Origin of the sequence: Rouxiella aceris, from assembly GCF_012933545.1 — a bacterium.
Classification (GTDB): Bacteria; Pseudomonadota; Gammaproteobacteria; order Enterobacterales; family Enterobacteriaceae; genus Rouxiella; species Rouxiella aceris.
This window is the reverse complement of the sequence record NZ_JAADJU010000005.1, coordinates 110,672-135,212: the sequence shown is the minus strand read 5'-3', so window position 1 is coordinate 135,212 and position 24,541 is coordinate 110,672. Positions and strand designations below refer to the sequence as shown.

Sequence of the window (24,541 nt, the reverse complement as noted above, 5' to 3'; positions counted from 1 at the left end):
AATGCGCACCCGATAAAAACCATAGTCCCATCATCTGCCTTTTGCAATAGTTGCGATTTTGTTAATTTTAGAGGGAGAAGCAGTGGCAACACACAGTAGGATTGTGAATATATTGCATGGGAGGTATAACAATAGGTGGGCTTTCAACATTTTAAGCAACTAAACGAGGCGATAAAATGGACAGTATTTCTTCCACTTCACGCAGCAGTAAATCGCGTAACGCGTCCTCCGTCGCCTATCGACCCATTATTGGCGTAGTCATGTGCGAGAACAGTATTGATAATAACCCCGCCCTGACCGTGCACGAAAAATACCTCGACGCTATCTTCCATGCCAACGGCCTGCCCGTCGCCCTGCCCCATGAGCTGGCGACCAAAGAAGGAGCCATCGACAGTGTGCTCTCCCGCCTTGACGGCATTTTCCTTACCGGCAGCCCGAGCAATATCGAACCTCATCTCTATGGTGAAGAAGGGGTCGAAGAATTGGCCGATCCAGGTCGCGACAAGTTGAGTATGGCGTTGATCAAAGCCACGCTGGCGCAAGGTATTCCTCTGTTTGCCGCCTGTCGCGGTATGCAGGAACTGGTGGTCGCCACCGGCGGTAGTCTGTTTCGTAAAGTGCAGGAACAACCCGGCTATATGGATCACCGCGAAGACACCACGCTGCCTCATGACAGGCAATATGATTTGGTGCATCCGGTAACTGTCATACCCGGCGGGTTATTGTCGGAATTGCTGCCGGGATACCAGCATTTTCAGGTCAACTCTCTGCATGGTCAGGGGGCCAATCGCCTCGGTGCGGAGCTGACTGTCGAAGCCGTGGCCCCGGATAATCTGGTGGAAGCGGTCAGTATCCGTCAGCACCCCTTTGCCCTTGGCGTGCAATGGCATCCGGAATGGCACAGCATGACCGATCCGGTATCGAAAAAGCTGTTTGACGCTTTTATCAGCGCCTGCCGTCAATATCATCATCGGCAGCAAATGCCCTAAGGCGCCCGGCCAACATTTCTGGCAGCAATAAGGCGATTTTCTATTGCACTTAACTGGCTATGGATAGCTAAATTCCTTATTTCATCTTCCTTTTGATTTGGTTTGTTATGAACAGGTTCGCATCCCTCACCTGCGTGAGTTACCTCGATGCGCGCCTCAAATCAAAAATATAAAGGAAAGCAACATGCAGACAACTCGCCGATTCAGTACTGTGGCATTAGGGCTTACGCTGGCCCTGTTAACCGGGAATAATGCCGTTTGGGCAGCAGAAAGTGCGCCAGTCAAAGGCGGGACACTGATTTATCTTGAGCAGCAGGCACACACCAACCTCTATCCACCTGCCGGTGGCTTTTATCCCAACGGCGGCATACTGAACCAAATCACCGATAAACTGACCTACCAAAACCCGAAAACCCTGCAAATCGAACCGTGGATCGCGCAATCCTGGACCACCAACGCCGATAAAACCCAATACACTTTTGTGCTGCGTCCCGGGGTGACCTTTTCCGACGGCACACCGCTGGACGCCAACGCAGTGGCCAAAAACTTTGACACCTATGGTCTGGGCAATAAAGCGCATCATTTACCGGTGTCAGAAGTGATCAACAATTACGATCACAGCGAAGTAATCGATGCACAAACGGTCAAGTTCTACTTTAAAAAACCGTCACCGGGTTTCCTGCAAGGTACCGCAACCATTGGATCGGGGCTGGTGTCGTTAAGCACGCTGGAACGAGATTTTGATGCACTGGGCGACGCCCGTCATATTATCGGCTCCGGTCCCTTTGTGGTTAGCGCCGAAACCCTCGGCCGCGAAGTCGATTTAACTGCGCGCAAAGACTACAACTGGGGACCGAAAGAGCTTCAGCAGCAGGGCCGCGCCAATCTTGACGCGATCAAGGTAATTGTTACCGGCGAAGACAGTGTCAGGATCGGTGCATTGCTTGCCGGACAGGCTGATTTTATCCGTCAGGTGCAGGCCTATGACGAAAAACAGGCTGACGAGAAAAAATTCCCGATCTACGCCCCTTCTACCCGCGGCGTCAATGACGGCATCTCTTTCCGTCCCGACAACCCGCTAGTGGCCGATATTCGCGTGCGTCAGGCGCTGTTGCACGGCACCGACAGCAAGCAGATCGTCAACACCCTGTTCTCAGCCAACTATCCGCAGGCCACCTCGGTGATTGCCGCCTCGGCCGCCGGGTATGTCAATCTCAGCGACAAGCTGCAATACGATCCCGCGCTGTCGAAAAAGCTGCTGGATGAAGCCGGATGGCAACCGGGCGCGGAGGGTATCCGGCAGAAAGAGGGTAAACCGCTGGCGCTGACTATCTATGAATCCCTGCCGCAACCGCAAAACAAAGAGGTGCTGCAACTGGTCGCCCAGCAATGGGGGCAGCTCGGCGTCAAGCTGACCATTCTCGCCGGTGATGCCGGTAGCAAAGTGGCCGACAGCCTGGATCCGCTAAAAACTCCGGTCAACGTGGTGGAAGTAGGACGCGCCGACCCCGACGTAATCAAAAGTGAATTCTACCCCAGCAACCGCGATGCTCTGCTGCAATTGGGGGGGTTGAGCAGCAAGGTAAAAAGCTTTAAAGACGACAAACTTAATGGCCTGTTAGTGGATATCTCCGCCGAAGTCGATGCGCAAAAACGTCTGGCGCTGGCCGGGGATGCCCAACGCTATCTGCTGGATCAGGCCTATGAAATCCCTATTTTTGAAGAGCCACAAGTGTTTGCCGGTGCACCTTATTTGCATGACGTCAATTTTGAAGCGGTAGGCCGTCCGAGTTTCTACAGCGCCTGGCTGGAAAAACACTAAACCTGTCGCGTTATCTGGAGTTGATGATGAGCCGATATATAAGCGAACGTCTGGGTCAGGCCCTGCTGGTGTTGTGGGCCGCCTTTACGCTGTCCTTTGTGTTGTTACAGATGCTGCCCGGCGACGCCATCCTGATTAAATTTCAGGATCCTGCCATGGGCCTGAGTCCGGCGCAAATTGCCGATATGCGCGCCGCCTATGGTGCCGACCAGCCATTGTGGCAGCAATATCTGCATACGCTGAGCAATTTTCTGCATGGAGACTTGGGGTATTCGATCCAGGCCGGGGTGCCGGTCACCGAGTTGTTAAGCAGTAATTTCCCGCCAACATTTCGCCTGGCAATACTGGGATTTCTGCTGGCAACGCTGATGGCAGTGGGCATTGCCTTTCTCGCCAACCTGGTGCCGTTGCGGGGGGTTAAATCGGCGCTATTGACCTTACCGTCACTGTTTGTTTCGGTGCCGACCTTCTGGCTGGGGATTGCGCTGATCCAGGTATTCTCCTTTCGCCTCGGATTGATCCCGGTGATCAATCCCGGCGAATGGGTCGGCTTGATCCTGCCGGTGGTCACCCTGGCGGTGCCGATCAGCGCCCCCTTGGCACAAATTCTACTGCGCAGTATCGACAAGGTGCAAACCCAGCCGTTTGTCTCGGTGGCCCGCGCCAAGGGGGCCAGCCGCAGCCGGGTATTGTGGCGGCATGTGGCGCGCAATGCCACGCTGCCGGTATTGACCGTCGCCGGCCTGCTGTTTGGCGAACTGATCGCCGGGGCATTGGTGACCGAAACCGTATTTGGCCTTAATGGTATTGGTCAGCTGACTCAACAGGCGGTGAACAATCAGGATCTGGCGGTGTTACAGGCGATAGTGGTGATTTCGGCCACCGCGTTCGTGGCGATTAATTTACTGGTGGATTTACTTTATCCGCTCCTCGATCCGCGCCTTAAACCCTCTGCCGGAGCGACCTTATGAGCAGTTTACCCTTAAGCAAAAACGACAGCGCCCCCGCTACCACGCCGGTGTTGCGCTCCCCTGCGGCTAATTATGCCGTCAGTCGCCGCTGGCGACGGCTGCAACCGACGCTGATCCTCGCCTGGCTGATAATGGCGGTGGTGATCCTGTGGGCTATCGCCCCGCAGCTATTTACCCACTTCAGCGGTACTCAGGGAATGGCCGGTGCCCAGCGTTTACCTCCCGGCAGCACCCACTGGCTGGGCACCGATCAACTGGGGCGCGATCTCTATGCCCGCATTGTCTACGGTGCGTCGCACTCTCTGACCGGCGCGTTGGTGGCAGTGTTTCTCGGCCTGGTGATCGGCAGTGCCCTGGGGCTGGCGGCAGCGGCCACCGGTGGGCTGGTGGATAAGCTGGTAATGCGTATCGTCGATGTCTTGCTGTCGATCCCCGGGCTGCTGCTGTCACTTTGCGTGATCATCCTGTTGGGCTTTGGTACGGTTCATGCGGCTATCGCGGTTGGCGTTACCTCCATCGCCAACTTTGCACGGCTGGCGCGATCGGAAGCCATTCTGGTGCGACATAGCGACTACGTCGAGGCGGCTTACGGCAGCGGCGGCACCTTTTTTGCAATTCTCTGGCGACATATCTTGCCCAACTCGCTTACGGCGGTGATCGCCTTCTCTGCCCTGCAGTTTGGCAGTGCCATCCTTGCCATTTCGACCCTGAGTTTTCTCGGTTACGGTACCCCGCCACCGACGCCGGAATGGGGTTTATTGATTGCCGAAGGGCGCAACTATATTTCCACCGCCTGGTGGCTGACCACTTTCCCCGGTGTGGTGGTTATCCTGACGGTGCTGGCCGCTAACCGCATCAGCCAGTCATTTCGGAGAACACACTCATGAGCCTGCTGTTAGCCCGCCAACAAACCGCCGTGGTCAATCCACAGCCGGTACTGGAACTGAAAAATCTGTCGATTGCCTATCGCAGCGGCCAGCGCACGACCCGAGTGGTGGAACAGGTTTCCTTCTCGATCCTGCCCGGTGAAGTAGTGGCGCTGGTGGGAGAGTCCGGCTCGGGCAAAACCACCACTGCGCAGGCGATTATCGGTCTGCTGGCCGATAACGGCCATATCGAACAAGGCAGTATCCTGCTCAACGGTGTGGATATTAGTCAGTGGTCATCGCGCCGCCTGGATAGCCTGCGTGGTGCACGTATCAGCCTGATCCCGCAGGATCCTACCAGTTCGCTTAACCCGGTAAAAACCATTGGCGAACAAGTGGCAGAAATTCTCGCCATCCACCGTCGAATGTCGCGCAAAGAGCGTGAGGCAAGAGTGGTTGAACTGCTGACCCGCGTCGGTCTGACCCACCCACAAAGTCGCCTTCATCAGTATCCCCACGAGCTGTCCGGCGGAATGAAACAGCGGGTGCTGATTGCCATCGCCATCGCCTTGCAACCGGCACTGATTATTGCCGATGAACCCACCAGCGCGCTGGATGTGCGGGTGCAAAAACGTATTTTGGATCTTATCGACGAGCTGCGTCAGGAATTTGGCACCGCCGTGCTCTTTGTCACCCATGATTTAGCGCTGGCGGCAGAGCGTGCCGACCGCCTGCTGGTGTTCCGTAAAGGGAAAGTCCAGGAGCAAGGCATTACCGCCGAGGTGCTGCGATCGCCAAAAAGTGACTATACCCGGCAACTGTTTGCCGATGCCCCGGCGTTGACCCCGCGCACTGCCCCGCTGCCATCATCACAGCAAGCGGCGGCAGGCCATGCCATTGTGGTCAACCGCGTCAGTAAAAGCTTCTCGCTGGGCGGTAAACAGGCCCCGGCGTTTCGCGCCCTGGACGAGGTTTCCTTCCAGGTGGCGCGCGGCAGCACCCATTCGCTGGTCGGTGAATCCGGCTCGGGGAAAACCACGCTCGCCCGTCTGCTGCTGGGGTTTCAGCGCCCGGACAGCGGTCAGCTACTGATTGACGGCGTGGATATTGCGCTGCTGCGCGGTGAGGCGCTGCGGCAGATCCGGCAAAAGATCCAGCTGGTGTATCAAAACCCCTTTGCCTCGCTGGATCCTTCCCAGACGCTGTTTCAGGTGATTGCCGAACCACTGCTGAATTTCTCGCGCCTCAGTCGTGCCGAACGCCAGACAAGAGTGTTAAGCATTGTCGACCGTGTCGCCCTGCCCGCCGATCTGTTGCAACGCCGACCACAGGAGCTGTCTGGTGGTCAGCGGCAGCGCGTAGCCATCGCCAGAGCGCTGATCCTGCAACCGCAGATTTTAGTGCTCGATGAGGCCACCTCGGCGCTGGACGTCACGGTGCAGGCACAAATTCTGCAACTGCTGGCACAGTTACAGCAGGATCTTGGGCTGACCTATCTGTTTATCTCCCACGACCTGGCGACGGTACGGCAAATTTCGCACAGCGTTTCAGTGCTCAATCAGGGTAAACAGGTAGATAACGGTGAAGTTGGTGCCATCTTTGCCCGACCGACCAGTGACTATACCCGCGAGCTTATCCAGGCCATTCCGCACTATGTCCCGGCCACGGGACAGGGTAGCGACCATCATTACGCCGGTTGAATACGGCAGAATAAGGAGCAGTCATGGGCAGTAAACGACTCGGATTTTTTACCCGCCTGCTGGACGATACCCGTCCTCAGGAGCGCTACCGACTGGCTAGCGAGCAAATCGCCTTTGCAGAACAGCAGGGTTTTGACAGCGCCTGGGTAGCGCAGCACCATTTCCACCGTGATGAGGGCGGCTTGCCCGCACCGCTGGTTTTTCTGGCTTATGTCGCCGCCCATACTCGTCATATCCGTTTGGGAACCGGTGTAATCACCTTACCGATGGAGTCGGCGCTACGGGTGGCCGAAGACGCGGCAGTACTCGATTTGCTCAGCGGTGGCCGTCTGGAGATTGGTCTGGGGTCCGGAGGCACACCTTCATCATTTTTACCCTTCGGACTGACCAGCGAACAGCGCGGCGAGGCCTTTGCGCAAAATTTGCAGATCCTGCTTGATTGCTGGCAGGGTAATGCCCTGGCCGGTGACGGCAATCAGCTTTATCCGCCGGCACCGCAGCTGGCAAAGCGTATCTGGCAGGCGACCTTCTCCGTTGAAGGCGGTGCCCGAGCGGGGGCGGCGGGTGATGGCCTGATGTTGTCACGCACCCAGCCACGCCCCGCCGATCGTCCCGATCTGTCGCTGGCGGAGCTGCAAAATCCGATTATCGATGCCTATCTCGAGGCACTGCCCGCCGGGGTGGAACCGCGTATTTTGGGTTCGCGCACGGCGTTTGTTACCGAGGACGGCCAGCAAGCCCGTGACCTGGCACAAAAAGGGCTGCGGCGGCAGGCGGAAAATCATCGGGCAAGCGGTCATCAGGTACGCGGCGATACGCTTGATGATTATATTGCTGCTTTTGATGTACATCTCGGTGACGCCCGTCAGGTTATCGCATCATTACAGCAGGACTCGGCGTTGGCGCGGGTGACGGATTTGGCCTTTCAGGTGCATTCCATCGATCCTCCGCATCCCTATATTTTGCGTTCCATTGAGCTGATAGCCAGGAAAGTCGCCCCGGCTCTGGGCTGGACGCGCACCACGCCGAGTAAAATTACTGTTCCGCAACCCTTACATGATGCGCTTGCAAAGGAAACACTATGACCCAGAAAACACCGGCCACCGATCTGTTAGACACACTGGCAGAGATCGCCGCCGATTCGCCGCTGGCGGCAGCGAGAAACACTCGCGACGCAGCTACCGAACATACTCAGGGCAGCTATCAGGCGCTATTTGCCGCTGACGGCACAGCCTCATTCCCGCTAGCTGCACGCCTGAAAATCGCCCAACAAATTGCCCGTTGGCACGGCGATACCCTGCTGGCCGAGCACTACGCCGCAGAATTAGCCAGCGCAGGTGAAAAATACGCCATTGCCGATGAAAAACTGCAGGCTGCGTTCTCTCATGCGGAAAGATTAAGCTTTAAACCGGCCAATGCCACCCCCGAGCATTTATGGGCGTTACAGGCCTCTGGCTGGTCTACTGACGCGATAGTGACGTTGTCACAACTCATTGCTTTTGTCAGTTTTCAGAGTCGACTAGTGCGCGGTTACCGACTGATTAGTGACAAACCGGTGACGGACAACGGTCATACGACGGCGGTAGCAGCGGTATGGCGCACCGACCGTAAAACCCAGTCCGGCAACCACGCTCCGGTGGCCTTTACTCAGGACGAGCTGAACTGGGAGCCTTGGTTGCCAGCCAAGGCATTAGCTGAATTTAACGCGTCACAGCAGGCGACACTGGCACGTTTTGGTCATACGGACTCGGATTATTTTCGTCTGCTGGCCCGCGATCTGCCGGTGCTGGAGCAACGAACCTTAACCGATAAAGGCATTTTTTATACGGCAGGTGGTTTACCACGCAAAGAGCGTGAACTGGCGGCGGCGGTGGCGAGCAAAGTCAATGGCTGCATTTACTGTGCTTCGGTGCATGCCCGCAAGGCGGCGCAGCTATCCAGGCAGCCCGAGGCGGTACAACGTCTGCTTGATGTGCAACCGGGCGGGGTGTTGAGTGTCGGTCAGGACGCTCGCTGGCAGGCAGAGATTGATTTTTCGGCAGCGCTTTCCGCTACACCCCCCACGGCCAATGCGGCGGATATCACTCGTTTACGGCAAGCGGGTCTGAGCGATCTTGAGCTATTGGATCTGGTGCAAGCCACAGCATTTTTTGCCTGGGCCAACAGGTTGATGCTTACCCTGGGGGAGCCGTTCGAAAAGTAATAAAAAGTGTTTTTTATGCTGCGCGCAATGGTGGTTGGGCTTAAATGGCAATTTTTCTTTTTTAAAGTCAATGGGCTATGTAGTCAGGGTTTTGGCTTAAATGGCAATTAATGGCTTAAAGTCAATTAACTCCGAGGAGCTGTTTCGGTTTTATAATTGCAGTGGCCACTTAACCTGCTGTGCCGAACCGAGTTAAGGAGCGCTGGCCCGCTCCTTAACAATCCTTGGCCTTTTGGTATTGTTGATGCGTCTGCTGCCTATTACCGGCTATGTTTCAGTTACCCCCAGCGTGGCACGAGCCGCGCTGCTGCGCAGTCCCCTTGCTCGGTCGGGAGCCAAAAACGTCTCCCTCCGCTTCGCGCGGCGCCGTCTCTGAATGTGCCAGTCAGCATGTCTTAAATGGCAATTGTTGTCTTAAAGTCAATTAACTCCGAGGAGCTGTTTCGGTTTTATAATTGCAGTGGCCACTTAACCTGCTGTGCCGAACCGAGTTAAGGAGCGCTGGCCCGCTCCTTAACAATCCTGGGCCTTTTGGTGTTGTTGATTCGTCTGCTGCCTATTACCGGCTATGTTTCAGTCACTCCCAGCGTGGCACGAGCCGCGCTGCTGTGCAGTCCCCTTGCTCGGTCGGGAGCCAAAAGCGTCTCCCTCCGCTTCGCGCGGCGCCGTCTCTGAATGTGCCAGCTAACTATGCACACCGTGCCGTTTCAGCGGCAAACTTTTTATCTTTTTATCTTTTTATCTTTTTATCTTTTTGTCTTTCGCCGTTGACCTTTAATGTTGCCGGTTTTGCTTTAAATGTTTCCTGGCCGATTCAAAACCTACGCTGAGCGACGTGGAGCGAGACGCTTTTGGCTCGCGACCGAGTGAAGGGACCGCGCAGCGGCGTGGTTTAGGCCACACACTGAAGTCACTGGAAAGAACTACAACCGAGGGCACGACACTGTTCAATTTGGACAAGGCGCAGGATTCCAAAGGAGGCGCGCCTTCGCCTCCTTTGGGCGGTCTGGGCCGCCGCCCAGTGAGCGCAGCGAATGCCCTTGACCTTGACTTTGACTTTGACTTTGACTTTGACCTTGAAGCTAAAAGCAAATTTGCAATAATAAAACCGAAACCCTTTGCTCGGAGTAAATTGACTTTTAAGCTATAAAGGCGGTCTGGGCCGCCGCCCAGTGAGCGCAGCGAATGCCCTTGACCTTGACCTTGACCTTGACCTTGAAGTTGAATTTAAAAGCAAATTTGCAATTAAAAACCAAACTGACATTTAAGCCCCACCCCTTATGCCGTTCCCTTGTATCTTATGTCGTTAAGTTTGTTGCATAAATTCCTGTCTGTGTTAAAAAATTCTGCTTGATATTTTTTAGTGACGGTTTCGTTGCTAAATTATTTTTCCACCAGATAAAGGCCTGTCGCATCGTGAGCTCTCCTCCCCCTGTATCCTCCCGCCTGGAGATGCGTAATATCTCCATCGCTTTTGGCGGCTTTTCGGCGCTGCATCAGGTTGATTTTACCCTTGAGGGTGGTGCTATCCACGCGCTGGTGGGTGCCAATGGTGCGGGAAAATCGACGTTGATGGCCGTACTTTCCGGGGCATACAGCCACTATAGCGGCCAGATCACTATCGATGGCAAAGCGGTCACCCTTAACCAGCCGCATCATGCCCGCGAACTGGGGATCCACCTGGTACAACAGGAAGTCGATGTCGCGCTGATCCCGACGCTAAACGTCGCCGAAAATATTATGCTCGACCGCCTGTCGGAACCCGGCCATCTGCTTAACTGGTCAAAACTCTATCAACAGGCGCAGGCGCTGACCCTGCAACTGGGTCTGCATATCGATCTGCGTCAGCGTATCGAAAACTGCACACTGGCCGAGAAACAGCTGATCCTGCTGGCGCGGGCGCTGTCGCATAAATGCCGCTTTTTGATCCTCGATGAACCTACCGCCCCGCTCGATCATGAAGAAAGTGAACGCCTGTTTGCCCTCGTGCGTCGCCTGCGCGACGAAGGCATGGCGGTGGTGTTTATCTCCCACCGTATCTATGAGCTGCGAGATATTTGCGATCGCATGACAGTACTGCGCGATGGCCGTCTGGTCAGTGATGACAGTATGGCCGGACTGAGCAACGAGCATATTATCGAGAAGATGATTGGTCATCAGATTAATGATATCTACCCCCCCCGCCGCCCGCCGCACAGCGCGGAACAACTGCTGCGCATTGAGGGTATGCACGATAAAGACAAACTGCGGGATATCAGCCTGACCTTGCATCGCGGCGAAATCCTCGGCATTGCCGGGCTGGCGGGTGCCGGTAAAACCGAACTCTGCAAGGCGCTGTTTGGTGCCTCACCGAGCCGGGTTGCCCACGGCGAACTCTATGGCAAAGCCTGGAAACCACGGGAACCCCATCTGTCCGTTGAGCTAGGGCTGGCACTGGTGCCCGAAGAGCGGCGCAAAGAAGGGATCTTTATTGATGAAGATATCCCAATGAACCTCAGCGTTACCGCCGACGACAGTTTTTCTCGCCTGAGTATTTTTAACCGTAAAGCGGCGCTGGATTGGGCCAACCAGGTGATTAACCGACTGGGGATCCGCAGCTCCGGGCCTTTGCAAAAGCTGGCGCGGCTTTCCGGCGGTAATCAGCAAAAAGTCGCCATCGGTAAATGGCTGCGCAGCCAGAGCCAGATTTTAATTTTTGATGAGCCAACCAAAGGCGTGGATATTCGCGCCAAACAGGATGTCTTCAGGCTGATCGACGGCCTGGCACAACAGGGAAAAGGCATTATTTATGCCTCCGGTGAGTTCGCCGAGCTGGTCGGCTTATGCGACCGTATTTTAGTACTTTGGGATGGTCGCATTGTTGCCGAGCTGAACGCCGCTGACATTGATGAGCAGACCCTTTTAGATTATTCAACCGGAGGAACCCCCGCGTGAGCAAAGAATATCCCCTGACCGCCACCCTGCCCTGGCGGCACCATATTTTTGAATTTCTCTATAAATGGGGGATGTTGCTTACCGTGGTAGCGCTGATTGCGCTCTTTGGTCTGGCATCCGACAACTTCCTGGAGATGTCGAATATTATCAATATTATGCGATCCATCGCCATTGTGACGGTGATTGCCATTGGCGTCTCACTGTCGCTGTCGGTGGGTGGCTTTGATTTGTCTGTCGGATCCACGGCGTCACTGGCCAATGCGCTGGTGATCTCGATGTTTGTCTGGCACGGTTTTGGCACGGTAGAAGCCATTGCCATTACGCTGGCGCTCTGTCTGCTGGTGGGTCTGTTTAATGCCTTTCTGATTGTTATCCTGAAAATTCCCGATATGTTGGCCACCCTCGCCAGCCTGTTTGTGATCCAGGGTGCCGCCATGACCTACAGCTATGGCGGATCTATTACCGAAAATATGCTGCTGCCCAGCGGCGATATGGCAGAAGGCACGATACCGCCGGTCTTTGGTCTGCTGGGTCAGGTGCCGGTGATCGTGATTGTAATGCTGGTTGTTACCGTGGCTATCCAGTTATTTATGTCACTGACCAAGCACGGTCGCCGCATGTATGCTATTGGCGGTAACCCGCTGGCCGCGCGTTTGGCCGGGATCCGTACCGCCCGTTATCGCGTACTTGCCTATCTGCTGTCATCACTGTTGGCCGGTGCCGGAGGTATTTTACTGGCATCACGGATTGGATCTTCGCAAGTTAACGCCGGTGGCGGCTATCTGATGGATGCGGTCGCGGCAGCCTATATCGGCTTTTCGCTGGCCGGTTCCGGCAAGCCCAATGCGTTGGGTACCTTGCTGGGAGCGGTGATCCTCGGCGTATTACAAAACGGCCTGGTAATGCTGTCAGTGCCTTACTACGCCATGGATATTATCAAGGGGCTGGTGTTGGCCATTGCGCTGGCATTGACTTATATCCAGAAAAGATAAATAAAAAAGTCCCTCTCCGGGTGATCGGAGAGGGACTGCCAAACACGTCAATGCCGTCGTTGTCAGAGGGTTGGCGTCGCCACCAAACCATCAATCAGCACCTGTGGTGTGCCCTGCGAGCAGCGTTCAATCCGCCCTCTTACTCCATACACTTGAGCCAGGCTCTCGGCGGTGATCACCGCTTCGGGTTTACCGTCGGCAATCAATTGCCCGTCTTTCAGCATCAGCACGTTATCGCCATGGCGCAGCGCGATATTGATATCATGCACTACCACCACGGTAATAATATTTCGTTTGCGTGTTTCCTGGCGAACCAAATCCATAACATGGAACTGGTAATTAAGATCCAGGGCGCTCAGTGGCTCATCCAGCAGCAGTAACGAGGGTTGACGGATCAGCGACTGTGCCAGACCGACCAATTGTTTTTGCCCGCCGGATAGCTGGTCGAGATAGCTGAGCGCCAGATGTTCAATCCCCAACAGCCGCAGTAACGCCATCACCTGGGCAGACGTTTTTGCCTGACTGCCCTGACTGCCGGAGGCGCGCTGGGCGACAATAATAGATTCCAGTACGTGCAGATGCACTCCGGCAGGCAGAGACTGCGGCAGATACACCACCTGCTCGGCCCGTTTGGCGAAGGGCATTTGCATCAGGTCATGACCGTCGAGGATCAGTTCGCCCTGGGCGCGATTCAGCCCCGCCAGCGCTCGCAGCAACGTGGATTTACCGCTGCCATTGGGTCCCAGCAAGACGGTGATTTCACCGCGCGGCAATTTGGGTACCGACAGATCGCCGATCACCGCCCGTTTCGGATAACCGGCAGTAAAATGACGGATTTGTAGTCCCTGCATGGCACTGTGCAATGTGGCGGTATTCTGTTGCATATCGATATTCAGGCTCATACGCTGCCCCGATGACGCAAGATAATACTTAAAAAGAACGGCACACCAACCAGTGAGGTGACAATGCCTACCGGAATAATCACGCCGGGCACCAGATTCTTGGAGGCCACCGAGGCCAGTGACAGCACCAGCGCGCCAATTAGCGCACTGGCAGGCAGATAGAAGCGATGGTCTTCACCAAACATCATGCGGGCAATATGTGGCGCCACCAGGCCGATAAAGCCGATAGGACCGACAAAGGCCACTGCCAGCGCAGAGAGAATGCTGATGCGCAATAAGGTGCCCAAGCGCAGGCGGCGCACATCAATACCAAAGCTGATGGCACGATCTTCTCCCAGACGCAGCGCGGTAAGTTTCCAGGCGCTTTTTAGCGATATCGGCAACAACAGGATAAAGGCCCCGGCCATAATCGCCAGTTTACTCCATGAGGCACGGGCCAGGCTGCCCATGGTCCAGAACACCAATCCCTGCAGGGTATCTTCAGTGGCAATAAATTGCAGCAGCGAAACCAGCGCATTAAAGGTAAACACCAGCGCGATACCAAATAGCACCACGCCCGAACTGGCAACCTGCGTCCAGCGGGTGATGCCATCGAGCATCAATGCCGCCAGCAGGGCGAAAATAAAGGCATTGGCGGAGATAAACCACTGATCAGGTACGCCGGGAATACCAATATTCAACACAATCGCCAATGCGGCACCAAAGGCCGCCGCCGACGACACGCCGAGAGTAAAGGGACTGGCCAGTGGGTTATTGAGGATGGTCTGCATCTCAGCCCCCGCCAGTCCTAGCGACATCCCCACCGCGACGGCCATTAATGCGTAAGGCATACGGATATCCCAGACAATCACCCGGGTACCGGCATCGGCCAATTGCGCGTGAAACAGCGTTTGCCAAAGGGTCGCCAGCGAGAGGCCGGCCGGGCCCATAATGAAATCCAGCACCAGCGAGGCCAGAATAGCCAGCATCAGCATCAACATCAGGGAAAGGCGGCGGCGCAAAATAGTGCGATAGCGACCCATCACGCTATGGTCTGCGTCCGGTTCGCCAAGGTGACTAAGAAGATGATCGGTTGAAGCACTCATGTTTACAGGTTTATCTCGTTGGTCACAGGTGGCTAAAAAATCACTGTACTGCCGGTAAAAGCAAAGCTTATCACCAACAGATTAAAACTGCGGGACAGGTTACTGCAAGCCTATACGCGGCCCAAGGATATGTCAGGCGGCGATAACATTAATATAAACGATACGTATTATCAATCCGATATAAAAACTGGCAAGGATTTAAGTGGCTCAAAAGGGTAACAAAGAATGACTCACCAAAACCGGTGGCGTCTAATTGGCAGGCAAAAAAATAGCGGAGCCAGGCTCCGCTGAGTTTAATGACAAAGTTGTCTTGATGATCGAGATACCCCGGCATAGCACACCCAGGGGCGCTCTCCCTAATAACGGACTTTGTCAGCAGTCTGAGCGGAGCCAGGCTCCGCTATTTTCACGTTCGATCAGGCGATCAACCGTTATTTGACATCGCTTTCAGGAAATTCCATATCCTGATATTTGATTACCTTGCTGCCTTTGATTAGCTTGTAACCAAGCCAAATCACCAGGAACAGCGGCAGACCAATGTAGGTGGCCATCACGCCATACCAGTCAATTTTATCTTGCAGGAAAGCCTGATAATTCTGACCCAAAGTGATAATCAGGCACAGCACAAAGGCAAAGATCGGCCCCAGCGGGAACAAACCCGACAGATACGGCAGCGCCGCCAAATCACGCCCTTGTGAAACATAGCCGCGACGGAAACGATAATGGCTAATGGCAATGCCTAACCAGGCAATAAAACCGGTCATACCGGAAGTATTAAGCAGCCACAGATACACCGTCTGATTACCAAACATCGAGCTAAGGAAACACAGCGCCGCAACCACGGTGGTGGCATAAAGCGCATTGCGCGGTACGCCGCCTTTCGACAGCTTGGCGAAAATCCGCGGTGCCTTGCCTTCACAGGCCAGGGTAAACAACATACGGGTTGAGGCATACATCCCGGAGTTGCCCGCCGACAGTACCGCAGTGAGGATTACCGCATTCATTACCGCAGCCGCAGAAAGCAGTCCGGCATTGCGGAACACCAGGGTAAAGGGACTGACGCCGATATCTTTGACATCATTGCGCAGCAGGCTTGGATCGGTATAAGGAATAATCAGGCTGATCACCAGGATTGCCAGAATATAGAACAACAGGATGCGCCAGAATACCTGACGTACCGCGCGCGGAATATTCTTGCCCGGATTTTCTGATTCACCGGCGGCCACGCCAATCAGTTCGGTGCCCTGGAAGGAGAAACCGACGATCATCGCCACCCCTATCATTGAAGCAAAGCCACCGGCAAAAGGCGCATCGCCAATGGTCCAGTTATGCCAGCCTGCGTTCGGGGCACCTTGCATAATGCCGACAATCATCATCACGCCAATGACGATAAAGACGATAACAGTGACCACTTTGATCAGCGAGAACCAGTATTCCGCTTCGCCAAAACCGCGCACCGAGATGTAGTTCAGCATGAAGATCACCCCAAGGAACAAGGCACTCCACATCCATCCGGGGGTGTTAGGGAACCAGTAGTTCATCACCAGCTGCGAGGCCACCAGGTCAACGGCAATGGTCACCGCCCAGTTGTACCAGTAGTTCCAGCCCAGCGCGAAGCCAAAGCCCTCTTCGACATATTTGGCACCGTAGGTGGAAAATGAGCCAGAGACCGGCATAAATGCCGCCAACTCGCCAAGACTGGTCATCAGGAAGTAAACCATAATGCCAATTAGCAGGTAAGAAAGCAGCGCCCCACCCGGCCCCGCTTGTGACACCGTTGCCCCGGAAGCAACAAACAGACCGGTACCTATTGAGCCACCAATGGCGATCATGGTTAAGTGACGCGCTTTAAGCTCACGACGCAGTGTGGGAGCCACCTGCTGATTTTTTGTATGCTGTAGAGCCATTTTTACCCTATTTCTGCTCGTCATGTGAATTTTTAAGCGCGGATTGTAGCAAAAACTGCCGAGCTGCCTAGCAGGATCCACCTGTCATTAGAAGCCTTCATGATGGCCGCGTAATTATAAGGATACCCAATGACCGGCAGTGCTCAGAAAAAAAGCACGGCAACAGACGCTGGGTGATAACAGCGTCTGTCACATGAAAGATAAGGGGAATTTTCTTTATGCCAGCTCGCGGCAGTAGCTTAGAAAGCGGGATAAGGCATTAGAGATATGTTTCTGCCGATGGTGGATAAGATAAAGTTTTCGCACCAACGGCGGCATCGGCAGTTGAATTTGCACCAGTGAGCCGCTGCTCAGCTGTTCGGCAATCACCCGCCGCGACAAACAGCTGATACCGATACCGTGGCGCACTGCGTGCTTGATGGCTTCGGAATTACCCAGCTCCATCACCAGATTAAAATCCTCTAATTGTGACAATAGCAGATGGTCCAGCACTTCCCGCGTACCGGATCCGCGCTCACGCAGGATCCATGGCGCATGGGCCAGCATCTCCAGCGTCACGTTCTTGCCCACCAGCGGATTATCCGGAGCGGCAAAGACCACCAGCTCATCGTCAAGCCAGGGTTGGGTTACCAGTTCCGTCATGCGGCAAGGTCCTTCAATCAAGCCCAGATCGACACGGAAGTCGGCAACGGCATTGATCACATCGTCGGTATTGCCGACATTCAGCTCCATGGGCGTTGACGGAAAGTCCAGACGATAACTGGCAATCATCGCGGGTAACATATAGTTGCCGATGGTGCTGCTGGCACCAATTTTCAGCGACCCGCTGTCATGGCTAAACAGGCGTTCTATTTCACCGGCCTGCTCCAGCAGCGCCAGCGCTTTGGGGTACAATAGACGCCCATGCTCATTGATAACCAAACGTTTACCGACGCGATCAAACAGTTTTACGCCCAACTGCCCTTCGAGATCGGCCAGGGCCGCGCTGACTGCCGACTGTGACAAAGACAGAACAACCGATGCCTGAGTTGTGGAACCACTTTTCAGCACCTCAGAAAATACTTCCAGTTGACGCAGTGTAATATGCATTAGAGTCTCGTTATCGATTATCGAACCCAGGGTCGCTTCGATAATTTGATTGATTCAAAAGTAAAAAATGCACTGTTGCATTTGCACACTTTGGCCGAATCCGCTCCTCCTATGTTTAGTGATCGCCTGCCAATCGCCAGGATCTATGGCAGAGATACCTTAGGCAGTGTCCCGACCTGTTGCCGGTCCTGCCTGGTAAGTATAGCCCTATCCGTACCCACCATTGCCTAATCGGCCCAGGTAACCATTCTATACCAGTTTTTTAGATTGTTTATAGAATTACAATCAATTTCACAATTATATCTAAACTGCATAAGCTTATTCCAGGCCAACAGTGAGGATGACACCATGAGCCATGTATTACCTGAACAAACCACCAACAACAAACGACTAAACCGTTTTTTAATGGCGCATCCTGTTGGACGCGTGATACCCGGTTTAGTTCTCACCGCGGCGATAACGGTCCTCTCGTTATGGCTAAGCCATTTCCCGAAGCTGAGTTCATTCGGCTTAAGCGCCCTGACGCTGGCTATTGTTAGCGGCATGGTGGTGGGCAATACTTTTTATCCGGTGGCGCGCCCGCTATGCGCAGACGGCGTCAATTTGGCGAAACAGAAACTGTTGCGACTGGGGATTATTTTATACGGTTTCAAACTCACCTTTACGCAGATAGCCGACGTGGGCAGCGCCGGGATAGTCATCGACCTGTTAACCTTGAGCAGCACCTTTTTGTTAGCCTGCTGGTTAGGTAAACGTCTGTTTGGGCTCGATAGCGAAACGGCAATATTAATCGGTGCCGGTAGCAGTATCTGCGGTGCCGCCGCGGTAATGGCCACCGAACCGGTGCTAAAAGCCGACGCCGAAAAAGTAACAGTCGCCGTAGCCACGGTGGTGATTTTTGGGACGGCGGCAATCATGATCTACCCCTGGTTATGGCAGCTCAACCTGCATTATCAGTGGTTTGATATTAATGCCTCGCAGTTTGGTATCTATATCGGCTCTACCGTTCATGAAGTCGCTCAGGTAGTGGCTGCCGGACACGGCGTTACGCCTGAAGCGGAAAATTCGGCGGTGATCGCCAAAATGATCCGCGTAATGATGCTGGCACCTTTCCTGCTGCTGCTCAGTGTCTGGAAAAACCGTCGTCTCGGCGGTACACCCAAGGGCCAGCGCCTCGGTTCCGGTATTACCCTGCCGTGGTTTGCCCTGTGGTTTATTTTGATTGCGGCTTTTAATAGCTTTAACTTACTGCCGCCAGCCTGGGTCAATACCCTGCTGACGCTCGATACCCTGTGTTTAGCCATGGCAATGGCCGCACTAGGCTTGACCACTCATATCAGCGCTCTGCGCCAGGCCGGGATCAAACCGCTGATGATGGCCGGATTACTGTTTCTGTGGCTGATTATTGGCGGCGCAGGGATTAACCATCTGGTGCAACAACTGATTTGATTAAATATTTTAAAACACTTTTAACATTTATTGGCTGCCCCCCTGTAGCCAAAGCGGTTATGATTCCCTCATCAGGATATAACCAAACAGGGGGATAAGATGAAATTTGTCGGGGCACACGTCAGTGCAGCAGGCGGCGTCGATCAGGCGGTGTTACGCGCACATGAACTGGAAGCAACTGCATTTGCACTATTTACCAAAAACCAACGGCAATGGCGCGCCGCTCCCCTGGCAGAGGATGTTATTGAACGCTTTAAAGCCGCCTGCCAGCAGTACGGTTACAACAGCCAACAGATATTGCCGCACGACAGTTATCTGATAAATCTTGGGCATCCGGTTCCCGAGGCGTTGGAAAAATCCCGCGAAGCTTTTATTGATGAATTGCAGCGCTGCCAGCAATTAGGCCTCTCACTGCTGAATTTCCATCCCGGTAGCCACTTGCTGCAGATTGATGAAACCCGCTGTCTCGCCACCATTGCCGAATCCATTAATATTGCGCTGGCTAAAACCGAAGGGGTAACGGCGGTGATCGAAAACACCGCCGGTCAGGGCAGCAATCTCGGCTTTCGCTTTGAGCATTTGGCGGAGATTATTGCCGGCGTTGAAGATAAAAGCCGCGTCGGGGTTTGTATCGATACCTGCCATGCTTTTGCCGCCGGCTACGATTTACGCAGCGAAGCAGACTGTGAGCAGACCTTTAGACACTTTAGCGATATCGTCGGCTTTCAGTATCTGCGCGGTATGCATCTTAATGATGCCAAAAGTGAATTTAATAGCCGCGTTGACCGCCACCATAGCCTCGGCGAAGGCAATATTGGCAAGACGGCATTTAGCTATATTATGCGCGACCCGCGTTTTGACAATATTCCGCTGATCCTGGAAACCGTCGATCCAGAAATCTGGATCGATGAAATTGCCTGGTTAAAATCACAGCAAAAAGTCGATAGCGAAGCCGCTGCGTAATCAATAGTAAATCTCCTTGGTCTGCAACTTAAGTGCAGACCAAGACAAGAGATATGCTGACTAGTTATGCTACCTGGTGAGGCTGATGTGTCACATCCCCCCGTCCTGCAAGTAATCCCTCAACCGAAATATCTTCATCTAAAGCCTCCCAATGGATCCCTCTGGCACTCAGTTCAAAAGAATTAAGCTGTTCGGAAGACGCATGCAATAAACGAGGAAACCAGGCGAGAGGAACACCTATAGTACGCGCATCACTCAGTTCAACCCACATAGTGGTATCGTCAAAGTGAATCTTCTTAGCTGAAATAGTCATTCCAGGCCTCCAGAAAATGTGTGTAATTTGACTCTATAATACTTGTCAACACTTTAAGACTACGAGCGTTAAAGCCGTCATTGCGGGCTAGCGATATTCAAACCATATATATACAAGATGCCCGGTGCAAAAAAAAATGCCAGCCACTTTCGTGACTGGCATTTGCGCCCTTAACCGGCGTTATTGAAACTTAGTTGCTGACTGCTGCTTTCGCTGCAATAGCGGCATCTGAGCGTTTCAGGATGGCATAAGCACCACCTGCCAACACCGTACCAGCAATAATCGCCACCAGATACAGCAGTACCGGGCTAATCGCACCAGGGATCAGCAGTACAAACAACCCGCCGTGTGGTGCCATCAGTTTGGCACCGAAGGCCATGGAAAGCGCACCGGTTAATGCACCACCGGCGATACAGCACGGCAGAACACGCATCGGATCGCGAGCAGCGAAAGGTATTGCCCCTTCAGAGATAAAGCACAGACCCAGAACCAGTGCCGCTTTGCCGCCTTCACGTTCGCCATCGTCGAACTTGTTGCGTGCCAGCAGCGTTGCCAGACCCATCGCCAGTGGAGGAACCATCCCTGCCGCCATGATTGCCGCCATCGGCGCATACACAGAAGAGCTCAGCAGTGCCACACCGAAGGCATAAGCGGCTTTGTTAACCGGACCACCCATATCGGTACACATCATGGCACCGAGGATAGCACCCAGCAGAACCGCGTTAGCCGTACCCAGAGATTGCAACCAGGCGGTCAGACCGGCCATGATTTGCGCCACTGGCGTACCAACCACATAAATCATCACCAGACCGGTAATTAAACTGGCCACCAGTGGAATGATCAGGATCGGCTTCAGCGCTTCCATACTCTGCGGTAAATGCAGCTTGTTGCTGATAAATTTCGCCAGGTAACCTGCCAGGAAACCGGCAATGATACCGCCGAGGAAACCGGCACCAGTGCTGACTGCCAGCATACCGCCCACCAGACCCGGAGTCAGACCCGGACGGTCAGCGATAGAGAAGGCGATAAAGCCTGCCAATACCGGCACCATCAATGCAAAGGCGGATGCGCCACCAATCTGCATCAAGGCTGCAGCCAGAGTACCTTTGACTTTAAAGGCCTCGATACCGAAGACAAATGACAGCGCGATACACAAACCACCGGCTACCACCATCGGCAGCATGTAGGAAACCCCGGTCAACAGGTGACGATATGGGCCGCTACCGCTCTCTTTTTTCTTGCCGGAAGCTGCCTGACCCTGTTTTTTAGGTTCAAACAGTTCCGCTTCAACCAGCGCTTTATCCAGCTCTTGTTTGGTTTTTTTCAATGCCAGACCGGTTGAGGTGCGATACATCTGTTTACCGGCAAACTTCTCGAGGTCAACTTCGATATCGGCAGCAACAATCACCAGGTCAGCAGCCGCCACTTCTTCAGCGGTGATGGCATTGCCGGCACCCACTGAACCACGGGTTTCGACCTTCACCCACCAGCCGCGTTTTTTCGCTTCGGTTTCAATGGCTTCAGCAGCCATAAAGGTGTGCGCTACGCCGGTTGGGCAGGCAGTGATGGCGACAACGCGCTTTTGCGCTGCGGCAACAGGTGCCTGTACCGGGGCCTGATAAGCTTTCGCTTCCGTGACCGCGCGGGTCAACAGCGCCTCAGGTCCGCTTACGGCGTCTGCCAGCGATCCCAGGAACACATTTTTACCATTAAGTTGCGCATCCACTGGCAGTGCATCACCAATGAATACCACCAGTTCAGCCTCAGAAGCGGTGGAAACGACCTGTTGCCCTACTTTTTCAGCAGAAGCAGCGAGCATATTTTTTGCCAGGTGGCCACTTGCCTGCCCCAGCGTTTTGTCTATCATCAGCAGCGTTTTCATTCTGCCTCCTGCGGTCAATTAAAGGGTTTCAGATCAACACGTGCCATCATCGCCGCCAACTGCGGACGATCGGTGACACCGACATTGCTTTGACTTACAGCGAGTGCCGCCACGGCAGTTGCCAGACGTAGCGTATGTTCGCTTGACTCTCTCATCAGCAAACCGTAAATCAGCCCACCGACCATTGAGTCGCCAGCACCCACGGTGCTAACCACTTCACAAGCCGGAGGCTTGGCAATCCAGGCACCGGAAGCGTTAACCCACAACGCCCCTTCGGCCCCCAGAGAAATCACTACATGAGCGATCCCCTGATCGCGCAATGCATGCGCAGCCTCGACCACATCACTCAGTGCTGGCAACTTGCGACCAGCCCAGATTTCCAACTCGCGACGGTTTGGTTTGACTAACCAAGGCGCCGCTTTTAATCCCGCCACCAGCGCTTCGCGGCTGCTGTCGAAGATAATGCATGGGCACTGGGAACGCAGACGCGTCATCCAGTCAGTAAAGGCTTCTGGCGCCACACCGGCTGGCAGGCTGCCACAAACGGCGACCATATCGAACTGACCCAGCCAGCTCAGGGAATCGGTAACAAAACGCTCCCAGTCCTGCGGCGTCACTTCAAATCCGGAGAAGTTGAAGTCGCTGACTTCTCCATCTTTTTCGGTCAGCTTGACGTTGATACGCGTACGGCCCGATACCACCTGAAAACGGTTGGCAATGCCCAGGCTGCTAAACAGGTGTTGGAAGCCATCCTGGTTTTCTTTACCCAGAAAACCGCCGACGGTGACATCAATACCCAAATCTTTCAGTACCTTGGCAACGTTAATGCCTTTCCCGGCAGCATGCAGTCCGGCGGTTTGCACCAGATTGACTTCTCCACGTTCGATCTCTGGGCAGTAGCCCACCAGGTCGTACGCCGGGTTGAGGGTAATAGTGGCGACTCTGCGGCTCATGCGCCTTCTCCCAGACCTTCGGCAATAGCTTCACCGATAGATTTCAATGCTGTTTCAGCATCCGCACCGCTGGCGGTAAACCGCAGGCGATGACCTTTTTTAACGCCCAGCGCCACGACTTTCATCAGGCTGCGTCCATTTGCTGGCTTACCGCTGCCGTCAAGGTTGGTCACCGTAATCTCACTCTCAAACTGCTTGATGCAGTTGACCAGCGCGGTGCCTGGACGGGCATGCAGACCGTGTTCATTACGGATAACATATTCTGCTGTCAGCAGTTCGCTCTGTTCAGCAACCTCACTGGTCAGCAATGCCAGTACGCCTACGGCGTCGGCAGTCAGCAGACGATCGGCTTTATTGGCCAGCAGCAGATCGCTCAGATAGTTCAGTACACTGAAGGGTTGTTCATCGGTTACAGCCAGCGTCAGCAACAGAGCAACCTTCTCGCCATCCTGCACAAAGGCAGTGGCGGGACGGCTCAGGGTGGCCGCGCTGTTAAGGTTGCCCTCGGTGCTGTCACTTAACCAGATACCCTGGCCAAGATTCAGTGGCTTACGGCTAATCACATCGCTGACAAAGGCAGTATTGACCGCACCAATCTGTTGCAGACGACCGGCGTTCAGCGCTTGCAGAGTGATCAGGCTGTCTGCAGCAACATCCAGCGCAATCAGCTGGCTGTCAAAACGGAATTCAGCCGCGTTCTTTTCGCCCATCAGCAGGCTGCGCAGTTCTTCCGCAGATTGGGTTTTTGCCAGCTGTGCCGACACGCTGTCATCGCTGAGTACATGGGTTAGCTGACGCAGTAATGTCAGATGTTCGTCAGAGCGAGCGGCAATGCCGATGACCACAAAAGCCGTCTGGCCTTCGCCCCATTCAATGCCCTGCGGAAACTGAAATACCTGAACACCGGTATTAAGGACCAGATCACGGGTATCCGTTGTGCCGTGAGGAATAGCGATGCCGTTGCCCAAATAGGTTGACGTTTGCAGCTCGCGAGCCAGCATCCCTTCTACATAGCCTTCGCTAACGCGTCCGGCCTGCGTCAACGCCGCAGCGACCTGACGGATAGCGTCCTGTTTGTTGCTGGCGGCAGCACCCAGGTGAATATCTTGCTGTGATAACTGGAACATAAGTCTCCTCTCCTGCCGAACTTGAATCGTTTCAGCCTAAATAGAAAAATTAAGCGCCATTGAGTCAAATCGATTAACTGAACAACGCTGAAACGTTTCAATCAGTCTCATTGTGCGCCGATTATTTTGCAAGCATTCCCTGATTTGGCGTTGCATTTTTATGATGCTACGCACATTTTCTTATTATTAACTTTTACTGTTTTCAGCAAAACCTCAAAAAGCTGAAGTGTTGCTGACGGTCCCGGCGGGTCTGTTGCTGAAGTTGGCTGGCGGCCTGGACGGCATTATGCCCGCGAAATGAATTATCACTTTTTAACCTCTTGTGCGGTTTTTGCTGACAATCAGTTAAAACATAAGAACAATCACGGTTTTACTGCTAAAAATCCGTGTTTGT

At 54.1% G+C, this 24,541-nt stretch carries 19 protein-coding genes; 11 read left to right on the top strand and 8 right to left on the bottom strand.

From position 1 onward, the window contains the following. Positions 1–176: 176 nt before the first annotated feature. The 9 genes from puuD to GW590_RS10765 all read left to right on the top strand — a co-directional run bounded on the left by puuD (position 177) and on the right by GW590_RS10765 (position 12,477). The gene (puuD, locus tag GW590_RS10805) at positions 177–989 is read left to right on the top strand and encodes a gamma-glutamyl-gamma-aminobutyrate hydrolase (protein ID WP_169403066.1); all 813 of its coding nucleotides are present in this window, start codon (positions 177–179) and stop codon (positions 987–989) included. A 184-nt stretch (positions 990–1,173) separates the two neighbouring features. Then, a complete protein-coding gene (locus GW590_RS10800; protein ID WP_169403065.1) occupies positions 1,174–2,811 on the top strand; it encodes a TIGR04028 family ABC transporter substrate-binding protein in 1,638 nt (545 codons plus the stop codon). Positions 2,812–2,837: 26 nt separating this feature from the next. Continuing rightward, positions 2,838–3,782: an ABC transporter permease gene (locus GW590_RS10795; RefSeq protein WP_169403064.1), complete on the top strand. Its 945-nt coding sequence runs from the start codon at positions 2,838–2,840 to the stop codon at positions 3,780–3,782. Further along, the gene (locus GW590_RS10790; RefSeq protein WP_169403063.1) at positions 3,779–4,669 is read left to right on the top strand and encodes an ABC transporter permease; all 891 of its coding nucleotides are present in this window, start codon (positions 3,779–3,781) and stop codon (positions 4,667–4,669) included. Before GW590_RS10795 ends, GW590_RS10790 begins: the two co-directional genes overlap by 4 nt. After that, the gene (locus tag GW590_RS10785) at positions 4,666–6,348 is read left to right on the top strand and encodes a dipeptide ABC transporter ATP-binding protein (protein WP_169403062.1); all 1,683 of its coding nucleotides are present in this window, start codon (positions 4,666–4,668) and stop codon (positions 6,346–6,348) included. Before GW590_RS10790 ends, GW590_RS10785 begins: the two co-directional genes overlap by 4 nt. 23 nt (positions 6,349–6,371) lie before the next feature. Continuing rightward, the gene (locus tag GW590_RS10780) at positions 6,372–7,433 is read left to right on the top strand and encodes a putative FMN-dependent luciferase-like monooxygenase (protein ID WP_169403061.1); all 1,062 of its coding nucleotides are present in this window, start codon (positions 6,372–6,374) and stop codon (positions 7,431–7,433) included. Then, on the top strand, positions 7,430–8,551 hold the full coding sequence (locus GW590_RS10775; protein ID WP_169403060.1) for an alkylhydroperoxidase domain protein: 1,122 nt from the start codon (positions 7,430–7,432) through the stop codon (positions 8,549–8,551). Before GW590_RS10780 ends, GW590_RS10775 begins: the two co-directional genes overlap by 4 nt. A 1,452-nt stretch (positions 8,552–10,003) precedes the next feature. Continuing rightward, complete coding sequence (locus tag GW590_RS10770; RefSeq protein WP_169403059.1) at positions 10,004–11,485, top strand: sugar ABC transporter ATP-binding protein; 1,482 nt, start codon at positions 10,004–10,006, stop codon at positions 11,483–11,485. Next, entirely contained in the window at positions 11,482–12,477 is a 996-nt protein-coding gene (locus GW590_RS10765; RefSeq protein WP_169403058.1) for an ABC transporter permease, read from the top strand. The genes GW590_RS10770 and GW590_RS10765 overlap by 4 nt, the downstream gene beginning before the upstream one ends. Positions 12,478–12,539: 62 nt before the next feature. Here the strand turns inward: GW590_RS10765 and GW590_RS10760 are convergent, their stop codons facing one another. From GW590_RS10760 to yieE, 4 genes are all read right to left on the bottom strand, one after another. Next, the gene (locus GW590_RS10760) at positions 12,540–13,328 is read right to left on the bottom strand and encodes an ABC transporter ATP-binding protein (protein ID WP_211186739.1); all 789 of its coding nucleotides are present in this window, start codon (positions 13,326–13,328) and stop codon (positions 12,540–12,542) included. A gap of 47 nt (positions 13,329–13,375) precedes the next feature. Continuing rightward, on the bottom strand, positions 13,376–14,464 hold the full coding sequence (locus GW590_RS10755) for a FecCD family ABC transporter permease (protein ID WP_169403057.1): 1,089 nt from the start codon (positions 14,462–14,464) through the stop codon (positions 13,376–13,378). Between the two features lie 431 nt (positions 14,465–14,895). Continuing rightward, positions 14,896–16,371 carry an amino acid permease gene (locus GW590_RS10750; protein WP_169403056.1) on the bottom strand — a complete coding sequence of 492 codons (1,476 nt, stop codon included), beginning with the start codon at positions 16,369–16,371 and terminating at the stop codon, positions 14,896–14,898. Between the two features lie 216 nt (positions 16,372–16,587). Further along, positions 16,588–17,460: a DNA-binding transcriptional regulator YeiE gene (yieE, locus tag GW590_RS10745; protein WP_169403055.1), complete on the bottom strand. Its 873-nt coding sequence runs from the start codon at positions 17,458–17,460 to the stop codon at positions 16,588–16,590. A 405-nt stretch (positions 17,461–17,865) separates the two neighbouring features. Here yieE and GW590_RS10740 point away from each other — a divergent pair, with 405 nt between their 5' ends. Both GW590_RS10740 and nfo read left to right on the top strand, forming a co-directional pair. Next, on the top strand, positions 17,866–18,909 hold the full coding sequence (locus tag GW590_RS10740) for a YeiH family protein (RefSeq protein ID WP_211186738.1): 1,044 nt from the start codon (positions 17,866–17,868) through the stop codon (positions 18,907–18,909). 99 nt (positions 18,910–19,008) lie between these two features. Continuing rightward, a complete protein-coding gene (nfo, locus tag GW590_RS10735; protein ID WP_169403053.1) occupies positions 19,009–19,872 on the top strand; it encodes a deoxyribonuclease IV in 864 nt (287 codons plus the stop codon). Positions 19,873–19,936: 64 nt separating this feature from the next. Here the strand turns inward: nfo and GW590_RS10730 are convergent, their stop codons facing one another. The 4 genes from GW590_RS10730 to fruB all read right to left on the bottom strand — a co-directional run bounded on the left by GW590_RS10730 (position 19,937) and on the right by fruB (position 24,147). Next, positions 19,937–20,185 carry a DUF2442 domain-containing protein gene (locus GW590_RS10730; protein WP_169403052.1) on the bottom strand — a complete coding sequence of 83 codons (249 nt, stop codon included), beginning with the start codon at positions 20,183–20,185 and terminating at the stop codon, positions 19,937–19,939. A 190-nt stretch (positions 20,186–20,375) separates the two neighbouring features. Further along, positions 20,376–22,067 (bottom strand): PTS fructose transporter subunit IIBC, encoded by a 1,692-nt coding sequence (gene fruA, locus GW590_RS10725; protein ID WP_169403051.1) that lies wholly within the window; start codon positions 22,065–22,067, stop codon positions 20,376–20,378. A 14-nt stretch (positions 22,068–22,081) separates the two neighbouring features. After that, the gene (gene fruK, locus GW590_RS10720) at positions 22,082–23,020 is read right to left on the bottom strand and encodes a 1-phosphofructokinase (protein ID WP_169403050.1); all 939 of its coding nucleotides are present in this window, start codon (positions 23,018–23,020) and stop codon (positions 22,082–22,084) included. Next, positions 23,017–24,147 (bottom strand): fused PTS fructose transporter subunit IIA/HPr protein, encoded by a 1,131-nt coding sequence (gene fruB / locus GW590_RS10715; RefSeq protein ID WP_169403049.1) that lies wholly within the window; start codon positions 24,145–24,147, stop codon positions 23,017–23,019. The genes fruK and fruB overlap by 4 nt, the downstream gene beginning before the upstream one ends. Positions 24,148–24,541: the final 394 nt, after the last annotated feature.

Bases quoted from the DNA above. Each gene is read 5' to 3' on its own strand.
- puuD (WP_169403066.1), top strand. From the start codon at position 177: ATGGACAGTATTTCTTCCACTTCACGCAGCAGTAAATCGCGTAACGCG.
- GW590_RS10800 (WP_169403065.1), top strand. From the start codon at position 1,174: ATGCAGACAACTCGCCGATTCAGTACTGTGGCATTAGGGCTTACGCTG.
- GW590_RS10795 (WP_169403064.1), top strand. From the start codon at position 2,838: ATGAGCCGATATATAAGCGAACGTCTGGGTCAGGCCCTGCTGGTGTTG.
- GW590_RS10790 (WP_169403063.1), top strand. From the start codon at position 3,779: ATGAGCAGTTTACCCTTAAGCAAAAACGACAGCGCCCCCGCTACCACG.
- GW590_RS10785 (WP_169403062.1), top strand. From the start codon at position 4,666: ATGAGCCTGCTGTTAGCCCGCCAACAAACCGCCGTGGTCAATCCACAG.
- GW590_RS10780 (WP_169403061.1), top strand. From the start codon at position 6,372: ATGGGCAGTAAACGACTCGGATTTTTTACCCGCCTGCTGGACGATACC.
- GW590_RS10775 (WP_169403060.1), top strand. From the start codon at position 7,430: ATGACCCAGAAAACACCGGCCACCGATCTGTTAGACACACTGGCAGAG.
- GW590_RS10770 (WP_169403059.1), top strand. From the start codon at position 10,004: ATGCGTAATATCTCCATCGCTTTTGGCGGCTTTTCGGCGCTGCATCAG.
- GW590_RS10760 (WP_211186739.1), bottom strand. From the start codon at position 13,328: ATGCAGGGACTACAAATCCGTCATTTTACTGCCGGTTATCCGAAACGG.
- GW590_RS10755 (WP_169403057.1), bottom strand. From the start codon at position 14,464: ATGAGTGCTTCAACCGATCATCTTCTTAGTCACCTTGGCGAACCGGAC.
- GW590_RS10750 (WP_169403056.1), bottom strand. From the start codon at position 16,371: ATGGCTCTACAGCATACAAAAAATCAGCAGGTGGCTCCCACACTGCGT.
- yieE (WP_169403055.1), bottom strand. From the start codon at position 17,460: ATGCATATTACACTGCGTCAACTGGAAGTATTTTCTGAGGTGCTGAAA.
- GW590_RS10740 (WP_211186738.1), top strand. From the start codon at position 17,866: ATGGCGCATCCTGTTGGACGCGTGATACCCGGTTTAGTTCTCACCGCG.
- nfo (WP_169403053.1), top strand. From the start codon at position 19,009: ATGAAATTTGTCGGGGCACACGTCAGTGCAGCAGGCGGCGTCGATCAG.
- GW590_RS10730 (WP_169403052.1), bottom strand. From the start codon at position 20,185: ATGACTATTTCAGCTAAGAAGATTCACTTTGACGATACCACTATGTGG.
- fruA (WP_169403051.1), bottom strand. From the start codon at position 22,067: ATGAAAACGCTGCTGATGATAGACAAAACGCTGGGGCAGGCAAGTGGC.
- fruK (WP_169403050.1), bottom strand. From the start codon at position 23,020: ATGAGCCGCAGAGTCGCCACTATTACCCTCAACCCGGCGTACGACCTG.
- fruB (WP_169403049.1), bottom strand. From the start codon at position 24,147: ATGTTCCAGTTATCACAGCAAGATATTCACCTGGGTGCTGCCGCCAGC.